11 protein-coding genes are annotated in these 22,192 nt (G+C 49.9%); 8 read left to right on the plus strand and 3 right to left on the minus strand.

All coding sequences use genetic code 11. From position 1 onward, the window contains the following. The first annotated feature begins 180 nt into the window (after positions 1 to 180). The 4 genes from AC0QKW_RS02650 (at position 181) to AC0QKW_RS02665 (ending at position 3,562) form a co-directional block, all read left to right on the plus strand. A complete protein-coding gene (locus tag AC0QKW_RS02650; protein WP_473149505.1) occupies positions 181 to 1,299 on the plus strand; it encodes a ParM/StbA family protein in 1,119 nt (372 codons plus the stop codon). Continuing rightward, entirely contained in the window at positions 1,296 to 1,712 is a 417-nt protein-coding gene (locus tag AC0QKW_RS02655; RefSeq protein WP_473149506.1) for a hypothetical protein, read from the plus strand. The genes AC0QKW_RS02650 and AC0QKW_RS02655 overlap by 4 nt, the downstream gene beginning before the upstream one ends. Before the next feature lie 100 nt (positions 1,713 to 1,812). Then, positions 1,813 to 2,556: a response regulator transcription factor gene (locus tag AC0QKW_RS02660; protein ID WP_473149507.1), complete on the plus strand. Its 744-nt coding sequence runs from the start codon at positions 1,813 to 1,815 to the stop codon at positions 2,554 to 2,556. Continuing rightward, a complete protein-coding gene (locus AC0QKW_RS02665; RefSeq protein ID WP_473149508.1) occupies positions 2,543 to 3,562 on the plus strand; it encodes a sensor histidine kinase in 1,020 nt (339 codons plus the stop codon). The genes AC0QKW_RS02660 and AC0QKW_RS02665 overlap by 14 nt, the downstream gene beginning before the upstream one ends. Before the next feature lie 581 nt (positions 3,563 to 4,143). Here the strand turns inward: AC0QKW_RS02665 and AC0QKW_RS02670 are convergent. Both AC0QKW_RS02670 and AC0QKW_RS02675 read right to left on the minus strand, forming a co-directional pair. Next, positions 4,144 to 6,591, minus strand: coding sequence for a hypothetical protein (locus tag AC0QKW_RS02670; protein ID WP_473149509.1), 2,448 nt, complete (start codon positions 6,589 to 6,591; stop codon positions 4,144 to 4,146). Then, entirely contained in the window at positions 6,572 to 10,546 is a 3,975-nt protein-coding gene (locus AC0QKW_RS02675; RefSeq protein WP_473149510.1) for a hypothetical protein, read from the minus strand. The genes AC0QKW_RS02670 and AC0QKW_RS02675 overlap by 20 nt, the downstream gene beginning before the upstream one ends. Positions 10,547 to 11,125: 579 nt before the next feature. Between AC0QKW_RS02675 and AC0QKW_RS02680 the strand changes: the two genes are divergently transcribed. Continuing rightward, positions 11,126 to 14,554 (plus strand): helicase-related protein, encoded by a 3,429-nt coding sequence (locus AC0QKW_RS02680; RefSeq protein WP_473149511.1) that lies wholly within the window; start codon positions 11,126 to 11,128, stop codon positions 14,552 to 14,554. Between the two features lie 212 nt (positions 14,555 to 14,766). Then, the gene (locus tag AC0QKW_RS02685) at positions 14,767 to 14,997 is read left to right on the plus strand and encodes an NfeD family protein (RefSeq protein ID WP_473149512.1); all 231 of its coding nucleotides are present in this window, start codon (positions 14,767 to 14,769) and stop codon (positions 14,995 to 14,997) included. Between the two features lie 249 nt (positions 14,998 to 15,246). On the opposite strand, the gene AC0QKW_RS02690 is transcribed toward AC0QKW_RS02685, so the two are convergent. Next, on the minus strand, positions 15,247 to 17,556 hold the full coding sequence (locus tag AC0QKW_RS02690) for a tetratricopeptide repeat protein (protein WP_473149513.1): 2,310 nt from the start codon (positions 17,554 to 17,556) through the stop codon (positions 15,247 to 15,249). A 1,224-nt stretch (positions 17,557 to 18,780) separates the two neighbouring features. On the opposite strand from AC0QKW_RS02690, the gene AC0QKW_RS02695 reads away from it, so the two are divergent. Together AC0QKW_RS02695 and AC0QKW_RS02700 are read left to right on the plus strand one after the other, a co-directional pair. Next, the gene (locus AC0QKW_RS02695) at positions 18,781 to 19,182 is read left to right on the plus strand and encodes a hypothetical protein (protein WP_473149514.1); all 402 of its coding nucleotides are present in this window, start codon (positions 18,781 to 18,783) and stop codon (positions 19,180 to 19,182) included. Positions 19,183 to 19,337: 155 nt separating this feature from the next. Then, a complete protein-coding gene (locus AC0QKW_RS02700; protein WP_473149515.1) occupies positions 19,338 to 22,190 on the plus strand; it encodes a DUF1156 domain-containing protein in 2,853 nt (950 codons plus the stop codon). Positions 22,191 to 22,192: the final 2 nt, after the last annotated feature.

Genomic DNA, 22,192 nt, shown 5'->3' on the forward strand with positions numbered 1-22,192 from the left:
TCTCACCGAGTCCGTGCACGGGTTGCACGGACTCGGTGAAAGTTGGTCTCTATAGTCGGGACAGATCGCACGCCAATTACCGTCGTCTGACGCAACTAGCCTCAATTTGGTCACCTGGGGCTAGCCGCGTCTAACGCGGGTGGATGCCATCTAACGCCCATTCCGCTGAAGGAACTATCCATGGCTACCCATCAACTCTTTATCGACCTTGGGATGTCGGGCACCAAGGCCTGTTTAACCGATGGCAACCGCTGCTACGGCTATGCCTGTCCACCCAAGGTGGCGGATTTACCGCCCTCGGAGCTGGAGGTGCTGCGTCACCAGGGCCAGGAGTATGGCGGTGGCCTGGGGGCTGGAGCCTATCTCCAGTGGAACAATCAGGCCTATGCCCTGGCCGATGATGCCGAGGGGCGTCCCAACAAATCTACAGCCACCCTGCGCAAGAGCACCCTGGCTCATCTCCGCAGCCTGGGTGCGGTGGGGGAAATGGCCCACACTCATCAGCTGAAAACCCTGCATCTGGATATCGGCATCGCGCTGCCCTTTGAGGAGTATCTGTCCGAGGCCGAGGAGCTGACTCAGCGGCTGCAAGAAACGGGGCACTTTCTCTATCGCGGACAGGCCTACGATCTCCAGATCGATAGCGTTAAGGTGCTGCCGGAGGCGGCGGGGCTGGTGCTCTGGCGCAAGCAGCAGCACCTTGCGCAGCAGCAGCAGGCCAGCCGCCAAAACTATGTCGTGCTGATGATTGGCCATCGAGATTTGAGCTTTTTGGTGTTTCGTCAGGGTAAGCCCCCAACAGGGAAGCCCAGTGATTCGGAAAAGTTGGGCTATGTCGCTTTCCTTGAAGCGGTGGCCCAAACGCTCTGTGAGCCAGAGAATCCCTACCTGGTGCAGGCGTTGTTAAGGGAGCAGGAGACGGTGCAGTTTCCCGACCAGCCGGGCAAGGTGTTTCCGCTAGCCCAGCGCAGGCAGGCGGCGGAGGCTTTTTACTGGGAGCAGGTGCGGCACCACCTGAGCGAGCATTTTGCCGCCCTCGATTTGACGGAGTATGAGGTGTTAATTGGCGGTGGTACCGCAGCAACGCTCTTGCGGCCTCATCTGACGGACTACCTGGCGACGTTGCCCGGTGCGACGCCCAACTGGCTGCCCGATCTTGCTCAAGAAATGGCGTACCGGCTTCAGGAGGTAACGTCTGCAATCGACCAGGTGCGCTTTGCCGACTGCTATGGCGGGGTGAAGTGGTTAGCCACCAGGGCTCATGCCCGCACCAGGGCACTCCAGGAGGTGCGGGCATGAGCCGTCGGCAGCGGGTGATCTTGCGTTTGGATGTGGAAGTGGATTCGGATGCGGGGCGACTCTTCACCTATCTGAAAACGAACCCGGCGGTATCGCTGCGGGAAGCGGTGCTCAGGGCGCTGAAGGTGTTTTACCTACCCTGGGCGTTGGAACCAGACCTCAGCCAGTCGGAGCTTCAGGCTCTGGCTCAAACCCTGCTGGAGGACATGCAGCTGCGTAGTCTACAGATCCAGAACCGGTTTTTGGCGATCTCTGGGGCAACGCCGGTACTCGTTATGGCTCAGGCTCCTGGGCCTCAGCCGCTGTCTGCGGTATCGAGGGCGGCGGAGTCGCTGTCGCCGGTGCAGGCTGACCCTGCACCGTTTATTGATGTCGATATGGATCTGGCGGCGGCGGGCCTGGATGATTTTTAGCCTCGTTCTGAGAACCGGCTCGGCCACACCTCCGTCTCTAGGCTAGGTAGGGCACCGCTGGTACCGGCGGTGCTGCCTGTCCCTTACTCTGACGATTGCTATGGCGGTTGTACTCATCATTGAAGATGACGCGGATGTGGCCGATACCATTCAGGCCTGTATTAATGCAGCGGGCTACACCAGCTATTGGGCCGAGACCGGCGAGCAGGGGCTGGAGCTGTGCAAGCAGCTAGAGCCCGATTACATCGTTCTAGATTTGATGCTGCCCGGTATGGATGGCCTTGAGGTCTGTACCCATGTCCGGCGGCTGGCGCTGAGGCGAGACCCCTACATCTTGATGCTGACGGCCCGGCGGGGGAAGACCGATGAACTTTGGGGCCTTGCCACCGGAGCCGATGACTACATGACTAAGCCCTTTGACCCCGATGTGTTGATCGCTCGGCTGCGAACGCTGCGGCGACGCGAGTTACGCCATGAAGACCACGCGGTCGGGGCCGATGCGGCGCTAATTCAGCATCAATATCTGCGGCTGCACCAGACCCACAGGCGTTGCAGCGTCCGGGCGTCGCTGACCGGCGATTGGGTTGACCTGGTGCTATCGGCATTGGAGTTTGACCTGCTGGCGAAACTGGCCCGGCAGCCGGGACAGGTTTATTCCAGGTCACAGTTATTGGACGATATTTGGGGGCTCGACCACCCTGGAGATGACTACAGTACGGTCGATTCTTGCATCTTTAGGCTGCGCAAAGAAATTCGCTCGAAACTACAGGTGCCGGAGGGGGTGAACCCGTTGGTCAAAACGGTAAGAAGGGTGGGATACAAGTTTGAAGATGCCATCGATTAGGCAGGCCTGGCGCTCTGCGCCGTTGCAGATACAGCTGCTGACCTCCCACATCGTGACGTTGGGGTTAGGGGCGCTGATTGCGCTGAGCCTCACCGCGATCTATCCCTCGCTGGCGGAGGGGGGACTAGAAGTCGCTCTAGCCGGGATCGTTATGGTCGTCTTTCTGAGTCTGTCGTCGGGAGAAATTGTCGTCAGGCCGCTCAAGGCGTTACGGCAGGCGATGGCGGCATTTATGGCGGGTGACCTGGAGGCGCGAGCCCCCCTGGGCGATGTACCGGAGCTGCGGCGGTTGGCGGTTGACTTTAACCGTTTGGCGATGAGTCTACAGACGGTGGAGCAGCGGCGGCGACAGCGGCTGGCCGTGCTAATGCATGAGATCAACACGCCCCTAACAGTACTTAAGGGGGATTTGGAGTTGGCCTGTCAGGGGACACGGCCATTGACGCCTGATCTGTTGGGCAAGCAGCTGCGGCAAATCGAGCGGGTGAGCCGTCTGGCGGAGGCGATCTCGGACTATTCAAAGCGGATGGATGATTATCTGCCGACCCGCTGTCAGGTGTGTGCGCTGCCCGCCATCATCGGTGAGGTGGTGGAGGTGGTGTCGTCACTGCCCAGCGCCCGAGGCCGGACAATTCCGGTTCGATGTCCTGACGCCCTGCCTTCGGTGTGGGCTGATCCTGACCAGGTCTATGAGGTTCTGGAGAACCTGCTGAAGAATGCGGTGCTGTACACGCCCAAGGGCAGTGTTGCCGTCGAGGTTGAGGTGAAACATAATTTCGTCTGGACGGCGGTTGTCGATACCGGCATGGGGATTGCGGCGGCTGACCTCCAGGAGGTGTTTAAGCTGCACCAGCGCTCTGAGGCGGCGCAGCGGTGCAACCCAAGCGGTAAAGGGCTAGGGCTGACGATTGTGAAAGACCTGGTGGAGTTGCAGGGGGGTGCCGTTGCCGTGGAAAGCCAGCTGGGAGAGGGGAGCCGGTTTTCGTTTTCGTTGCCAGTGGCTTAGCGCCTCTGCTGGGATGAGCCGCTGAAGCGGGACGGCCAGGCCGAGTACCAACGGCATCAGGTTTATGGGCCGGTGCGGGCGATCGCGCGGGTGCAAGAGATGATCGCGGAGCGGCAGCCGGTGGCGGTGGTGCTGGTGCTGGTGCTGGATGCGATCGCGGGCGCGAAGGTGAAGTGGTAAATGGGCAGTCTTAAAAGGATGGAGCGGTCAGAAGGATAGAGACACCAGTGTGCTAATCAACCTGATTTTCATTTTTTCGATTTCTCTCTTGCTCCTGGCGCTTATTTTTGTGGTTCAGAAGCAGCGCATTATTCGGACAGCCCGGCTACCTATCCCCCAGTCCAAGATTGTCCTGCACCGTAAGTCCAAGGTCTCTCGGGTATCGTCAGCCGGTGCGCCAGAGAAGGCGATTAAAGCTGTGACCGTATACACCCATGACCGTGCTGCTGCTGAACGGTTGCTTCAGAGCTACAGCCAAACCCATGGCCATAGGGCTGGGATGGGGTGGTTGAGCAGGTGATTCGGGATTTGGTGCGCGATCGGCGGTAAGGGGCGATCTGGTCAAAGGCTTTAATCTTCCCTCAAATGAGAGCTTCATCAGGCTTGCTTTGACACTCGCGCCATCGCTTGACAAGCGTTGAAACGCAAGGATTACCAGCTAGTTGATTAACACGAACCCAATCGATATCAACTAGAGCTGTTAGTAATTCAGTATCTAGTTTCCCCTGTAAAGCGTGCCATTGTCGAATACTAGGTTGGCGTTGAATTTGATTTTTAAGGGGAGCAAGTCCTCCGACGATATAGTATCCCTGTTCTGGGTCATGCCATATGCGCTCCATACCAGGAACATTGCGAAGCCATCCTCGGATATCTTCCAATGGAAGGTCGAATGCTCGCGACAATAATTTCGTCCAAGATGAATTTAACTGGGAATCAACCCTTTCCTTTGGTTTTTCATTCTGCTTTAGGGAAGAATTTCTTAATTCCAGTAAGCGATTTAAACAACCCTTTTTAAGTTGCTTATAATCAATTTTTGCTGAACCACTGTAAGCTAATTCTCTCAATGCTTCATTCCAAAAATTGATGAGATGATCTAGCTCCCTCAACAACAGTTCTTTCCGACCAGGAGTTAGCTCTCCATCCTCCACGAGTTGCTCTATATGCATGGTTAACTCATTACGCTCAGGAAGCTTCCACCTGTAAAGCGGTAAATGCAGGTTTTGAGATTTTAGCCTCTCGACTGCATCATCTAAGTGGGGAGGAATAATATGTGGCTTTTCATACTTGGGATCTTGGAATGAAATTGAAATGTCTTCAGACTTATGAATAACAATAGTCAACTGACGCGCAAATCTGCTAAGCCTTTCGGTCTCACTTCCAAACCCCTGCATAACGACTTGAGGCTGGTAGTTATAGGGCCACTTTTTTTGCAGGAGTCCTAACAGGAACTGAACTGACGTATTGAAATTGCCAAGAATTTCATCGCATTTCCTAACATAACTTGAAACGGAAGGATTAAAAGGAAGCATGACTGGCCTATCATCTCTTACTGTAAACAGATAGCCATCAGTTATTACAATTAGATCCTCAGTTAGCAGATCTTTCTGTTCGGGTAGCGATGTACTTATTTTTGCTTCTCGGTTAAGTAGAAGATACTTAAGCTCTAGCTCCTTGATGGTGATTTCTGCATTTCTGCTTAATGCACTTTTGCATTTATCCTCATCGAACAGAGAAAGGGTATAATCGTAATATTTTGAGTCTGCCTCGGGAATTAAGTAGGTATTCTCATTTTCATCGCTCTGTTCAACGAGAAGTCCTGCTTCAACTGAATCACCCATGAGATCATGAGGATTTACATTAATATGCTGACAAGCCACCTTTCTACTCAATTCCAGAGTCAGTGGATATCGATCATCGATAGTATCTTTAAGCTGGTCGATTAGGATAAGAAGCCTCTGGTCGCTTCGAAATGTGATTTCAGAAATTTCACCAGGTTGAACTGGAGGCAATAAGCTCAGCTTCGTCCCTAGCTTCTTCTTGTCCAAAGCTTGTTGTAAACGCTGGACAATTTCAGAAGCAGGTACTGATTGAGAAAACCTACAGTCCAAAACGTCCACTTTGGCATCCAAAGCCATGCTAGGAATCAAGTTTTGATTTAAAGGGTTGGATTTATATTTGGTTTTGATAGGCAAAAGCCTTAAGTTGAGAACTTTAGGTTTTAAGTCAAATCCAAATTCCGCAGCTTGCCTGATCAATTCATCTTGTACGGTTTTCAGAATGTAGGGCCAGCTTTTTTGTAGTGCCTCCGCAGACGAAAGGTCAATGAATGGTCGCTGTCTTCTGCAATTTTTACTCTTTTTGATCTCTTTGTAAATTGTACCCGCTGTATTTGAGCCATGGGAGGGAATCCACCGCACAAGAACTTTATTCTTTCCATAAGTCCATAAAGACCCCTGCTGCTTACGAGCATTTTCCTGGCCATTGAGAGGCCTGAGAGGAACATTCTCGTAAAAGAGCACTACTTCAGTAGTATTTCCATCAGCTAGTTGCTGTGTACGGCAATCCAAGCTAATGGCATTAATACCTGCTCCCTTTTTACCCTGCCAAATATCAATCTTTAGAAGGGGGCGTCCCAAAGTATGGCTGCCTTTGCAGTAGCTATCAAACGCCGTCGCCTTACGCATGATCAGCCGTATCCAGATGGGATTCAGTTCAGGTGCGTAGTTTACCCTTTCAGGAGGAATGTTAATGCCATCACTATTTTGAATGATGGGTGGTTTACCATCATCAGAGTCAACCGCAACAAACAAGCCAAACTGACCGCGATAGCTCCGCATAAGATACGGGTAGTACCTGTCAGACAACTCAGAATCTAGGTGGGTCTGCCATTCTTTCCAACGATAGCTTTTGGCCAACGGGTAGTGATAGACAACTAGTTGCTTTGCTTTGCTGGTATCAATTTCACTATCTCGGTAAATTGTGTGGGAAAGGGAGAGTTGACGCACTATTTCATGATTCTTCGCTTGCATCGGACGCCTCCTTACTCTTGAAGTTAGAAAAGACTAATGTGGTGAATTGCTGAAATCCTGGGGTATAGGTCATGATGGGGCTATCTGATACACAACCGCTGAGAGTTAAGATATCTGCCTGGTCTACTGGAGACAGCTGAAGATTATGGTCAAAGCCCAATAGTGGGGCATCATCTCTCGTAGCCACGAAGTTTAGGATGGCCAACTTTGTATTTGGCCCTTCTACTTGTCGAATCTGAGCAAGTTTTTGAATTAAACCTAACGGTGCATTGTTTAGACTTGACCCTCCTGATTGCCAGGCTTGGTACTCTAAATCCGCTTCGTTCTGGCTATCTTGGCTCCAGAATTTAGCATCAATGCGGAAATTAGACTCAGAAACACTAAAGTCATAGAGTTCTAACACGCCAGGATTATCTAATGTGATATGGGTTCTAATGCCTCGGTCATACAGTAATGCCCGAATGGCTTCCTCACCTAGTCGGCCTTGAAGCAGTCGCTGGACAACTAGAGGATGAAAAGCATAGTGCTCCTCTATCTCATTGGCAAAAGGTTGAATAGAGGTTCTGTAACCCCTTCTATTGAACCAGTCAATTATGGCTGGATGCCGTTGAATATACTCATAGAAGCGCTCTGGATTGTACCGAACGCACCCTTCTTTAGACGACCCAAAAAATTGCCAAGCATTGGGGTCATACCAGATTTTGCCACTGGTTAAACTTTCAATTGGCTTCTCAAAACAAGCCCAATCACGAAGTGCGACATTGATACCGTATTGATTGCTTTTAGGGTTCCAGGCATAGTCGTGTTCGAGCACAGCTCTGCCGAGGCTATGCCATAGCCCAGAAATTCCATCATTGCCGCCTGTACAACGGCGTGCTTCACGAATTGCAGGTACCAGCTGATTGTCTATGATTTCAACAGCCTGGTTACCCGTTTGAGTCGGGGTCATGAGTTGAGTAATGAAATCATATTGCTCGGCATCCTGTTGCTTCAGTAAGGCCTCAAGCATCTGGATATTGAGATCACTAATGAGTGCACGGTTATTGCCAAAAGTAGGCATTGAAGTAAACCGCACCAAAGTTTGAGCCAAGCCAGAAGCGAGATGAATCTCAACAAGTGGAATATGTCGCCAAGCTCGCTCTATCCGACCTACCTGCTGTTGAACGTTTGCAGCCGTGTTTTTTACATAATCATCCGTCCGCTTATAACGTTCGTTTAGCAGCGAAATTTCTTGCCGAGAATTTGTCATCAGGGGCAAGATATTTCTCTTATGTTCGGCCCGAGAGAGTTCTCCCGCTCTACATAGCTTGTCAAGATTTCTCAACTGAGAGCCCGCATGGGCCATTTCGTCTTCACTGCTATTAGTATCGTCAAACGTCGAGAAGTAAAAATGTTGAGCTTCTAGAAGATACAAGCAGGTCAAATCCATTTTCTCTCCGGTTTCCGGGAGTGAAAAATCCAGGTTTATCCCGTTAGTAGCTGAGGCAATTTGTGTCAGTATGAGGACAATGCTATCAGTCTCAAAAGCAGATTGATAGGCATTGCTGAATCCATGTCTTTTCTGACATTCAGCAGTGAGCAGGCAGATGATAGCAGGTGTGTTATGGATGATGACAGGGATGAAGACGTCATCAAAATCTGTGGGATCAAACTTATTTATTGACTCTTCTCGAACTTTCGAGCTGAATTTACCATCATTCTCTAACCATGAGAGACATTCTCGGCTGTGATATAAATTCTCGCTCAGCAGCCACTCCCTAAGGTATTTTGTAGAGTTAACAAAGGCTAATTGACCTTTATTTTTGTAGTTTTTCCCGGCAAGCCCAATGACTTCAAGCAACATGCATAAGACTTTCTCCCGATATTCTTTAGTCGCCTTAGTAATTGGCTCAGAATTCTGCTGAAAAAAACCGGGCGGCAACGATTCCAGCATTTCTTGGCATTCGTGTTTTTGTTGTATATCCTCAAAATCACGAATATGCAACTGTAAATTAGTATTTCTTACAGTGGTCTTTGTCTTGCTAAGACTTGCGATCACCTCGTTCTGAAGATCAAGATCGACTTCATCTTGAACGTATGGAACTGGCTTCTCGAACCAGGATTCTTTTCTATTGCCAAAATCGGTTCCCAAAAAGCTCTTCTTAATGGTAGGTGTGCGGGCTTCAGTAATGTATCTGAGTGCTGATGCCAGCCAACGAAGGTCAAAATTGCCTATGGCACGCTCCACATAAGATGTTGCCGAAAGCGCAAAGACTAGGTTTCTAGTCGATAGTGAAAGTAGAAGTCCCTCTGGTGTAGTTGGTAGAAATGCACGCTTAATCTGAATGCGAAGTGGGTCAAGGTCTACTTCTGATGTATTTTGTTGCAGTAACCAATTGGCTAAGCCGTAGACATTAGCATGGGTATTGGGAAGAATATTGCTCTTAATCAACGGCTCAAGTTCAACTTCATCGGCACGTGGCAAGGAAAATAAAGCCAGATTTGGTAATGTTGAGCCGTAATAGGATGGGCGATAATCGTTTGCCGGGTCGAACAGCAGTTTACTAAGTCCCAGAATATCTTCTCGGGCTTCCTCTTCCGTGGAAGACAAGTCAGACATAATTAGGCTAAACTCGCGGATAGATTTCTCCATCAACCGCAAGAAACTTCCAACATCGACAGACTGTTCAGTTTCAGAATTTTGTGTTCCTCCGACCTCGACTTCATACCCATGTTCAGCTCGACGCATCGTCAGGGGCTGGCTGGTAACTAGATGATCTGAGCGAAATAGAAATTGCTTACTGAAGGATCTATTTTCTTGATAATGCTCTAGCGGAATCGTCATAGCTCGCGCAGAGCTTAGGTCGATATTACTAGCTTCTAATTCCTCTTCTAATTCATCGAGAAAGGTTTCTAGTCGATGATTGATTTCTTGAACATATTCAGACTTGTTATGCCGATTACGCTTTAAGAACCTTCTCCCATTCTCCAGAAGCTGTCCCAGACATTCTGGCGGTTCCTGGACTGACTGAGCTTGGGCTAATAGCTGTTGAAGTACATCAGCTTGATAATCAAACTCATCGATGAAAATCACGTGGCCATTTAGGTCACTATGAGACATTCGAACCTTATTTTGTCCGTCGTAAAAGGATGAAAACAGCTTCTGAGTAGTCATAATCAGTAAATGCTGTTTTTCATCCTGCCAGCGTATGGCAGGAAAAATGCGCCTTATCCACGGATTATCCCTGAACTTCTGAAGCCGCATGTGAGCAGCTTTAGTTGCTTCACTGTTGGCATCAGATGACTGCTCTATTTTACTGATTCCCTTTTCTAAGGCAGCTATGTTCTTAAGCAGGATTCGCTCAAGGGAAGCACAGGATTTTCGTAAGTTTTCTTTTTCTTGAGCAATACTTCCCTGGAGGAGTGGAAGATATCTGCTATTCAGGGTTCGGCTAGTATTCGCTATGTGAATGCAGATCTTGCTGAGCTTTTGCTCAAGATCGGGAAGAACAAGAAGGTTTTTAGCCTTTAAAAGTTCAATTTCCTCGAAAGGATTGGGTAAATCAGAAGATTGAATTCCCTTTTCGTGGGGTAGAGGAGTTTGGGTAACGGCTGCAATGACATTTTCATCCTGAGCATATAAAATGCTGGCGGTGAAGGGCTTACCCTGACTATCTTTCGCGTTGGCTACGCCATCAAAAATGTCATGTAGGATATTCCACCTGTGAGTGACGAAAATCGCCTGTCGGTTTGCATCCTTAATGAGTTCTAGGGCTGGCTTAACGTTATCGGCTGAACCTTTGCGATAGAGTGAGCTGCTTTTGCCGCCCCCAGTTGGGCCTCGTAGCTGACAAAAACCGGCAATTCCTCGGCGAGCCAGCGTTTTGCTTTTCGGCGACTGCTCTCCTAGCTGAGTTGCTTTCGATAAAGTACGCGCAATGACTGCGTTATAAGAACGCAGAGACTCTGTCGTCATGGATCACCTCATTCAGATCGGGTTATCGAGGCTATGTCTTGTAACTGCACAAAATGACTTGGTTGAGCACTCAACTTCGTCTGTGCTTGAAAACGAATAGAACACTTATACCATCAAAGTCAGATGGTGAGCATTAAATCCGTATAAAAAAATAAATCCATGGAAACAAGGCATCGGGGAAGATGTACACCGCGATAAAAGATAAGGCAATCAATGGCCTAGCATCGATGATGGCCTTCAGCCTGACGCGCTAAGGGCCACATGTGCTGTCGGATGCAGCTGTCAGACATCTTCTGGATAGGCAACAAGCCCTGGGCGGGTGGTCGTCGATGGCAGCGCTACAGCGATATCTCGATGTGTCGGAGGAGGAGAGGGTGGATGCGATCGCCCCACTCTAAAGCCAGTCACCGCCTCACTTTCCCAAATGCCTCATCCAGGCACCTAGCAAAGACTATGTGACCGCCTCGCCATTATGAGGAATATGATGATTTGTCTGCCCCAGGCGCGATGAAGCCGCCTTCCAGATGGGAATTACTATCCTAGGGCTCATAGGCTCTGCACCAGCGCTACAGGCTAACTATGGTTGACCAACTTATCGGTAAGCGGATCTCCATCCCAGACCAGTTCACAGGGGTGGTGACGGTTCAATCAGCAGTGGAGTTTGAAGGGATGGCTCTGCTGACCGTGCAGACCCAGCAAGGCGATCTCCGAGAAGCAACGATCAGTCTCGATCAGGCGCAAGAACTACTGACTAGCACCAGCGATTTTGCCACCAAGCCTGTTGATGCCCGACAGTTTTTCCTGTTTGTTGAATCAGCCCGGATCAAGTTAGCGTTTGCCTACGACCCACATTTTGCGGTTAGCCTCAGCGGTGTACGCCCACTGCCCCACCAGTTAGAGGCGGTCTATAGTCGCATTCTGCCCCAGGCCCGCATTCGTTTTCTGCTGGCAGACGACCCAGGGGCGGGCAAAACCATCATGGCAGGGTTACTGCTCAAGGAACTCAAGCTCAGAGGTGTCATTGAGCGCGTCCTCATTCTGTCGCCAGCGCCGCTTACCATCCAGTGGCAGGATGAGCTTAGGAGCAAGTTCTCCGAAACCTTTGAAGTCATCAATTCAACCCTGGCTAAGGGACAGTTGGCTGGCAACCCCTGGGAGCGGTTTCGCCAGTGCATCGCCTCCATTGACTTTGCTAAGCGTGAAGATGTCTCCCCTGGCATCTTTCAGGTTGACTGGGATCTGGTGATCATCGATGAGGCTCACAAGTGCTCGGCTCGTACCCAGGGAGAAGACCTCCGCCGCACCGGGCGCTACAAGCTGGCAGAAGAGCTTTCCCGGATTGCAGAACGCATTCTGCTGCTAACGGCCACTCCCCACCAGGGCGATGTTGATCAGTTTCACAACTTTCTGCGCCTGCTAGACCCCGATCAGTTCATTTCTAGCGAAATTAACCCTGAAATCCTGCAAATGGAGGATAGCCCCTGGTTTTTAAGGCGCATTAAGGAAGAACTGAGGGATTTCGAGGGGCGACGGCTGTTCAAGGCTCGATATGCCCAGACCGTTTCCTTTGAGCTGTCCGATCCAGAAAAGTACTTGTACGAGAAGGTCACGAAGTACATCAACAAGTATCTGGGCAAAACCACAGGCCGGAAGCAGGCTTCGGTGGCTCTGGCCCGCACCGTCTTGCAGCGGCGACTGGCCAGCAGCTTAAATGCCATCTACTCCTCTCTCAAGAAACGCCATCAGCGGTTCACGACTCTTTTAGAAGAGCTAGATGGGCTCTCCCCGGAAGAGCAGCGGCAGCGCCTGATGACCATGGGCAAGCCCGTCGATAGTGAGATGGACAGCGATGACTGTGAGGAAGAGGATTTAGACGAGCTGGCCATCGAATCGACCGTCGCTGAACAGATTGACCAGCTACGGGAAGAGCTCGATATCCTCAAGGGCCTAGTCAACCTGGCGAAACAAACCATCGACATGGGAACAGAGGCCAAACTCAACGAGCTAAAGCGCTGCCTGACTCGGGGAGAGTTTGATGAACTCCAGGGCAGTGATGGGAAACTTCTGCTCTTCACCGAGCATCGCGATACCCTGGACTACTTGAAGAAAAATTTGGAGGAATGGGGCTACAGCACTTGCGAAATCCATGGGGGTATGAACCCGCTAGCGCGTAAGGCTGCTCAAAAAGACTTTCAGCTCCACAAGCAGATTTGTCTGGCGACAGAGGCAGCAGGGGAGGGCATTAACCTCCAGTTCTGCCGGTTGATGATTAACTATGACCTGCCCTGGAACCCCAACCGACTAGAGCAGCGCATGGGCCGCATTCACCGCATTGGGCAGCCCCATGACGTTTACATCTTCAACTTTGCCGCGATCAACACGGTGGAGGGCCGGGTTCTAGAGAAGCTGCTGTCTAAGCTGGATGAAATTCGGGAGGCGATGGGCGATCGCGTGTTTGACGTGATTGGCCAGCTCATGCGCCTCAATGACATTCGCTTTGAAGAGCTGGTGCGCGAAGCTACGACAAACCAAAGCGCCGAGGATGAGGCGGTCGAGCAAATCGAGCGCCTTGACCCCGACAAGCTGGAGAAGCTGGAACGGGACACCGGCATTGCCCTGGCCACCAGCCATGTCAAAATCCAACGCACTCAGCAGCAAGACTACCGTTCAGAAGAGCAACGGCTGATGCCTCGCTACATCGAGGAGTTTTTCAAGCGGTCTTGCGATTTTCTGGGCATTAATTTAGACGTGCGGGCCGATGGGCTTTGGCGCGTGCCCTACGTCAAAGAAGAGTTTCGGTCAAACAACCTGCAATCGGTACGGCGACTGGGCACCGCCGAGAAAACCTACCCTAAGCTGACGTTTTACAAAGACCATCTCAACAACCCGACCCATCAAGATAGCGAGCTGCTATCCCCTGGCCATCCGCTGTTTGCTGCGGTGGCCGAACGCCTCGATGCCCGGCTCGATAATGTGATCTGTACCGGGTCGGCGGTCTTTATCGATGCCGATGCCGATACTCCCTACCGCATTCATTTTTTAGAAGTTCAAATTGCGGGGCAAGAGCGCCACGGCAAGGAGATCACGCTGAAATCGCTGCTGTGTGCCGTTATGGAGAAGCCTGAAAGCAACCAGCTAGAGATCATTTCGCCCGATTGCCTCCACGACCTGGCACCGGCAGACAGCAGTTTTGCGCTCTTGGTGCACCCCCCAACGCCACAAGAGTTAGAGCATTTTGAGAAGTGGGCCAAGGTGCGGATACAAATGCCCATGATGCAGCAGGTGCAGGGCGATCGCCAGCGAGAGCTTGGCATTCGGCAAGAGTATCTAGAAAAGGCCATGCACACCGCCATTCAAGATCAGCAGAGCAAGTGGAGCCTGCTGGCGCAGAAGGTGGCCTCTGGCGATGAGACCTACCGAGTGGCGAGAGATGCCGCCCTCAAGCGAGTCCATGACCTAGAAGAACGAAAGAAGGTCAAGGCCAGCGAGCTAACCTATCTACGCATTGTTCGCCCTGGTCGAGTGGTCTATCTGGGGTCGGCGCTGGTGCACCCTGGCCCCGCAGATATTGTCGGCATGCCGGGCATGAAGAATGACCCCGAGGTGGAAGCCTTCGCAATGAAATTTGTCATGCAGTATGAGATTGATCGCGGCTGGACACCAGAGGACATTACCCCCCTACACGACAGCAGCGGCTTTGATATTCGCAGCATTGGCCCTGCTGACCCCGAAACGGGGATTTCTTCGGTGCGCCGTATTGAGGTGAAGGGGCGGGCGCAGGATAACCGAGAGGTGTCGCTGACTCCGAATGAGTGGCGCAAGGCCCAGCAACTGGGGGATAGCTACTGGTTATATGTGGTGTGGGGCTGTAAGACGGCAGAGCCTAAATTACTGAGGATTCAGAACCCGGCGAAGGCGCTGGTGGGTGAGGTCAAGGAAATTCAGCAGGTGACGCGATACCTGGTAGCGGCTTCCTCGATCCAGAAGCATGCGGACGTTAAGGGGTAGATTCTCGACGTTAAGCCCAAATGCCTGACGTTAAGGATTTCTGCTCCAATTAAACTGTGCGTAGCGACAAGCTGAAAGCCTTGCTATCCCTAGCTTGCAGAAAACTATTGATGAAAGCCTATCTTTAGGTTAAACGTCCTGATTTGCTATGGCTTCTTAGTTGAACTAGAAGCAAACTAAGTGCATCAACCTAAGAGATGGGAGATGCACCAATGCACCAAACCACGGTGATTCCTAATGTTATTGATAGCCAAAAACAACCGGACACAGCCATAGTTGAGGAAACTATTACAAAACACAAGACAGGTAGAGTTAAATTTATGGGAACTTACTGGTTTGCACGTTTCTTTGATCCCCTTTATGAAGGTGAGGCTCTGCCAAACACCGTAGTCAAGATCGTTGACAGAGAAGGACTGACATTACTGGTTGTTACACCAAACTGAATTTTGAATGGATGATTAATTGATGGCTCAAATCACTAAACCATCATATGGTTCTTGGAATTCTCTATTTTCTTAGGATCACCCATCTCTTCAAAAAGTGCTGATTCAACATTTCGGACAGTTTTTAGGAGCCAATAGTAGCCTATAATTTCCAGCCCTTTCCGAAGATGGATCCAGAAAATAGAGAGCAATGGTTCCAGCGCTTACCCAGAAAAGCGTCCGAGCTATGGGATGTTATTTACTTGAATTTTATATCAACGTTATGGCGTCTAAAACCCTTGATACTTGTTTTTCAGATTTCATTTTTTTGAAATAAATGATAGCGTCGTTGAACATTTCATTACTAACATTAATATTGCCCATGCAAGCATGCGTTAAAGCGCATTGATACTGCACTTCAGCTACATCATATGCGGCTCCAATTTCTCTAACCAAAGGAAAGGCTTGATTATACATAGCTAATGAGCTTTCGTAATTTTTCATCAGCCTATAAAGCTCAACCATGCCACATAAAGCTTTAGCTCTAATCTGTGCATAATTAGACTCATGCGAAAAACTTATGGCATCTTCATGAAATTTTAAGGATTTTTCAAGAGCCCCTATCCTGTTAAATGTTAGTCCTAGGAACAGAAGGCTATATCCTTTTCCCCACGAGGTTATATCAACTTTAGGTATTTCCCTCTCTACATAGTCAACCAACTTTAAAGCTTTATCCTGATCGCCCATTTCAGCAGCAATGTATGCAAGACAAAAAGAACAGTAAATGCTATATCTAAGATTCTCGTTGTCTTGGGAAATTTTCTTTGACTCTCGTAAAATAGCGCTAGCTTCTTCAAGTTCATATAGTGCTATCTTACAAAGACCCAGATTAAATCTAGATAGAATTCTATAATCCTGAAGATGAATTTCATCGGCCAAACTAATAGATTTCTGGTAATAAACTATTGCTTTGTTTATATCAGTGTCCCAATACATATCTCCCATTGCATCAAGCAATCCGCACAAAGACGAATTGGCTCCCTTTTTTAATATTTTTTCTATTCTAAGTTCAATAATTGAGATCATAGATTTAGATAAGCTCAACCTGTCAACGGAAATGTTCAATGGCTCAGGCCACCCAAAATTATTCTCTCGTTCTTTTGTGACCACTAAACACGCATTCTCGAAATCTTCTATTTCCGCATAGTGATAAAAAGCTTCGAACGCTTTCTTTGCGTCTTCAATAGTTTCCACTCTGGCGACAGATTCTGTGAAGTATTTGGCAGCAAAAGAGCTTGCTCTCGTGTAATCATCCTCTCTCTTTAAACGGTCAATTGATTCTTGCCGTATTACTGGATGCATCCAGTAATATCCTTCTGAAAATTCTATTAATGCTCTGTCTTGCAAAGATTTTATTGTTCGCCCATGACTCCTTTCATCGGAATCCCATAGTAAACAATAAAGCCCTTGAGAAGAGATTTTAGGAACATCTTGATATCTATAGCATCCCATTCTGCATAAGAGCTTATAAGAATCTGGGACAAGCTTTTTCAATCGCTCAAATTGTTCTGAAACCAACCCTTCTAAATCTCTTTCTATTAGAAGATTACCGTGATTAGAATCCCAATAATCTTTAATATTTCCTGCGAAATCCTCTGATATTATTCGACTAACAATTTCCATTGCTTTAGCATTGCCGCCATAAGCTTCATGCAATGAAGAAATAAGAGATTCGTCTGATTTTAATCCTTGGCCATCAAAAAAATGTATCCAGGTAGACAAGCTGAGCTTAGGCAGTAAATAATGTTGAGTTGAAATACTCCACTCTCTTAGTCGTTCACGACTGGTAATTAGTGTAGTTGATTGAACAGTAGGATCAGCCAAGACTCTCAATAACTCTACATATCTTCGATGCGGCTCAATAAATAAGCCTGCTGCATCAAGAGCCGGTTCTAAGTTGTCAATCAGAATGCCTATTGGCGTTTCTTGCAATTTTCGTTTTAATCTATCGATAGTCACAAGAAATTCTAATCCTGGCTCTTCTCCAAGTTGCCGAATTTTTTCTTCTAATAGACCTTCTGCACTCGCAATATCTTTAGTTTCCTTAGCGATAGGAAATTCTAAATATGATCCAAATACTTGAGATAAATATTTTTTTGCCAGAGTTGTTTTGCCAACACCACCAGCCGCCTTAATAACAATGACTTTGGCCCCCTGTTTGATGAGAGCATCTAGGTCAGCCAATGCTTTCTCTCGCCCAACAAAGCTGGGGTCGCTCCTGGGTTGGTTATTTTCACTGAAAAGAATGTGATCGCTGTCTTGTAGTTTTAGCCCAAACGCACAAAATAAATCATCAAGTTTTTTATGGTCAACACCCTCCCGTTGGGTAAGAACTTTGGAAATTGTCTCTGCTGTAATGTGTGCTACAGCATTAGGGTTGTCCTCTAATGGGTCTGTCCACCTAGCGATCGCAGCATAGGTCTGTCTGTCTGGAAACACTTCATAAATAGCTGTCCAGATTTTTTTATGGCCACTATCGGTGAGTACGCGGCCCCGATCGCGTTTCTTTGTTCCAGCCATTGCGCTATGCACCTATCGTTTGTACCAGGGATGTTTGCCACATTTAATAGGCAGCTAAGGACATTAAGCCTGTCCAGATAAAAATGGATAAGAAGCAAGGATAAACGCCAAAACCTTGTAAAACAAGCACTTTGGCGATTGTTCTCCGCATTGCTCTAAGTTTTGCCTTAACTTCTTGATTAGCCTCTAGCTATAACTCTCCTCGTCTGACACGATGCACTCAACTTGTTTCGGACAGGAGAACGGATATGGTTTATACCTCCCAGTCTTATCTGCCGGTGTCCCCATCGTCTTTAGAAACCAACGCCACCGTTAGCCAACCCACCTCTAATATTCCCGTTCCTCAAACGCCCTACCCATATACACCAGGCATAGAGGCCGCCTACCCAGTCATCGCGTTTGCCGTTCTCCTTCGCATAGTCCTTAACCAGCCTCATCAATCAGACAAATAACCCATCCTATTCAGCCCTCTAGATACCGCTAGGGGGCTGAGTTTTTTGCAGGTCAGCCATTTGGCGGATAGCACAGGTCAAACCCTTGGACTCCAAGCATTCCAGATAGCCGCCCAGCTAAATGACCATATTTAGCCGCTTCTAGCGTTTGGCTGGTACGGAAAGTACGGCATAGCAAGGGTTAAACGCTTGCTTACATAGGATAAAACCGTATTACGTATAAAGCAGCACGCTATATACGGCAATTGCTGAGGCGCGATAGCAGGTACTCTTTATGTGCAATGCGTGGAATCATCCCCCAGGTTGTAGCTGTGGGTGGGGTGGGGGTAACAACAGCGGTGGATATGGTGGTGGCTTAGGTTTCTTGGGGGGGCGTTCCTCTCTATCTCAGTTTGTTATCCCTACCCGGTCGGCATTTCAGTTCCCCCCACCATCAGCCGCTAGGGCAGCTATTGGCCATCAGCCCACAGAAATTAGAGAGGCTGAGACTCGCGAGACCACTTGCTGGTGGTGTGGCGCAACGGTTTTCTATCACACCAACGGTTATGGGGACTGTGTGCTGTTCGATTCCTTGGGGGCACCCTGGGCTGTCCATCGCTGCTGGGCAGACTATTGGGATGGGCAGAAGGCGCTCAGACAGGGGTGCAGTACCCGTTGGCCTGACAACATTGACCAAATTTGGACGCGGATTGAGCGATATGAACGGTCTGGGCAGACATCAACCTATCGCGATTTAGCCGGTCGGCCTGCACAGAGCGCATTCCATCAGCGTATGGCTATTTTAGCGGGGGCCATCAGCCAAAGTCGGTTTATTCCAGATGAAACAACGGTTGCCCGACTGTTGGGCATTAGCCTACAGCAACTAAGATCAAGTTATGGCGATCTCTACACCATTAATCGCTCGACCAATGGTATTAAGTTGCGGTCTATTGATGCTCTAAAAGAGCACCAGGAAAAGGCTAAGTCAGCGACATCTCCAAAGAATCCTAAACCTGTCGTTTTAGAAATCAGACGGAGCAGAGTTAAGTCCAATCCCACAGAGATCAAAACCCAAAAGTCGGAACCAAAACAACAAATTTTGCCCAAGAAGCCTAGCTTTGACGCAGTAGTAGCTAGGCCGCACAAACCTGCACCCAAGCCCAAAAAGAGAAAAGCCAACAAGCCAGAACGATAGCAAGAAAAGTTGTCTTCGATTCAGGTATGGCGGGCACAGCCCCCTAAATCTGGATCCAAAGCGCAGAAGCGAAAGAGAAGAGGGCGTTAACGATTGAGCGGTGGGGGAGGGCATCGGCTACGCTGAAGCCAACTATGTTGATGCCTACGCGCCCTATGACGACCGATCGCCGCCTTATCGAAGACTTCATTCCCATTCGCGAGATCTCTGTAGAGGCGGCGCGGGAGAAGTCGATTCGTAAGGGGCACATTTCGACGCTGCATTTGTGGTGGGCACGGCGGCCCCTGGTGGCGGCGCGGGCGGCGGTGTTTGCCTCGCTGGTGGCTGCACCAGCGAGCTACCAAAAGCGCACGGCCCTGGCCAAGTTTATGACCGACCTGTGCCGGTGGGAGGCGGGGGATGACACGATTCAGAAGGCGCGGAAGCTGATTTTAGAGGCCCACCGGCAGCGGCTGGGCCTGCCAGAGAGCACGCCCCTGAGCGAGGTGCCACCGCCAAAGGTGCTGGACATGTTTGCCGGTGGCGGGGCCATACCGCTGGAGGCGCTGCGGCTGGGCTGTGAGACCTATGCGGTAGACCTCAACCCGGTGGCGCACATTATTGAGCTGTGTACGCTGGTGTACCCCCAAACCTACGGCAAGAAGCTGGCGGATGAGGTGGAACGGTGGGGCCAGTGGGTGATTGACCAGGTGCGGGAGGAGATTGGCGACCTGTACCCGCCGGTTAAGGTGGGTGAGGTGTCCGGTGAAACCTCGGAGCAAATGAATTTGCTGGCTGGCCCACGGCAGCGGCAGCTAGGGCTGGCCCAGGAGCTGACGCCAGTGGCGTATTTGTGGACGCGGACGGTGAAGTGCCCAAACCCGGCGTGTGGGGCGCAGGTGCCGCTAGCGCGGCAGACGTGGCTGTGCAAGAAGGCGAATAAGTATGTGGCGCTGAAGGTAATACCCAACCACGAGACCAAGCGGGTTGAGTTTGAGGTGGTGGAGGCGCGATCGGCTGGGGCGCTAGGGTTTGACCCATCTTCTGGCAGTGCACGGGGAACATCGACCTGTCGCCATTGTGGAACTACTGTAAAAAGTGAGCACGTAAAAAGGGAAGGGAAGGTCGGCAGAATAGACAATCAGTTAATGGCGATCATTGGTGTAACACCTGGAGAACAGGGAAAAATCTACTTATCAGGAGACAGCTACAAACATTACGTTCCAGATGAAGCTGCCATTCAATTTCGATTAGAGCAACTATGCCAAGAAACAGGCTTGACTGTTCCTGATGAGCCTATTTTTTCGGCGGACACTAGAGCATTTTTTACTCATCTTTACGGCTTAGATACGTTTGGAAAGCTCTTTACCACTCGGCAACTGCTGGCGCTGATGACGTTTGTTAAGTGGGTGCAAAAGGCCCATGAGGCAATGGTGGAGAAAGGTTATGAGAAGGATTTAGCAAGAGCAATCGCTACTTGTTTAGGATTAACTTCCAGCAGAACAGCAGATTACAGTTCAACCCTCTGCACATGGAACTACACAGGAGGCAGAGGAACTAAAAATACTTTTTCACGGCAAGCACTTCCAATGGTGTGGGACTTTGCAGAATCTGCTCCTTTCAATCCAGCGGGAGCTAATTACGAAGCTGGAGTCAAATCTATGCGTGCAACGTTACCAAGTTGCTCATTTGAAAATGTGGCTCATGTGCATAGAGGATCAGCCAGTTCAATCGCAATAAAATCTGCATCATTAGATGCTGTTATCACCGATCCACCTTATTTTGACTCTGTTCCTTATGCTGATTTATCAGATTTTTTCTATGTGTGGCTCAAGCGATCAATTGGTCATCTTTATCCCGAGCATTTCTTGGGCCAGCTAACTCCAAAGAAAAAAGAAGCTACCATGGATGCTTCGCGGCATGATGGCAATAAAAAGCAAGCAGCTAAAGCCTATGAAGACATGATGCATCAGGCATTTTGTGAGGCTAGCAGGGTACTGAAAGCAGATGGGACAATGGTAGTTGTCTATGCCCACAAAACTACGGCAGGCTGGGCAACGCTCATAGATTCTCTCCGCCGGGCTGGTTTCACAATTACTGAGGCATGGCCCCTTGACACCGAAATGGGGGCACGGTTAAGAGGGCAAAATTCTGCTGCTTTGGCATCTAGTATTTTTCTGGTAGCCCGAAAAGGGAAAGGGGCTGGTATCGGCGATTACGCCATGGATGTGATTCCTCAGCTCAGCGAAATTGTTCGCGAGCGGGTGGCCACCCTTATGGCCGAGGGCGTTAGCGGAGCAGATTTAGTCATTGCCTGCATTGGGGCAGGGCTACGGGCCTACACCCAATACGAGCGCGTCGAGCTGCCCAACGGCGATGAACTTGCCGCCAGTTCCTTTTTAGACGAAGTACAAAAAGAAGTCGTCGAAGCCGTGCTCACCAGCGTGCTGCAATGCGATCGGCGCGGTGTCAGTGCCGTAGACAAACCCACCCAGTTTTACATCATGGCCCGCTACGAGTACGGCGAAGCCGTGGTGGAGTTTGACGAAGCCAACACCCTAGCCAAGGGCATTGGCGTAGAGCTAGATGGCCCCGGCGGCCTCACCGAGGGCAGACACCCCCTGATCAAAAAGACCACCAACAAAGTGCAGCTAAAAGACTACCAAGACCGAGGCACCTACGACGATCTGGGCATTCAAAAAACTGAAGGGCGGCAAACCTTTAACCAACCGCTCCAGGCCCTTGGCCCAGCCCCCAGTCTGATTGATATCCTGCACCGGCTGCTGTGGCTAGCCGACAACAAGCCTAGCGAAATTGGCCCCTTTTTGGCCCTGGCTCAACCCGACGGTACCCAGCTGCGGCTGGTTGCCCAGGCCCTGGCCGGGCGTGCCCTCACCCCCAACCACACCCGCGACAGCGAGCAAGACACCATCACCAGCCAGCGCACCCACGAACAGGCCGCCATTGATACCCTATTAGCATCTTGGAAGCGCCTGGTCGAAGACAACCTATTTACCCAAAGCCGATAACC

This window comes from Pseudanabaena sp. PCC 9330, from assembly GCF_055795045.1.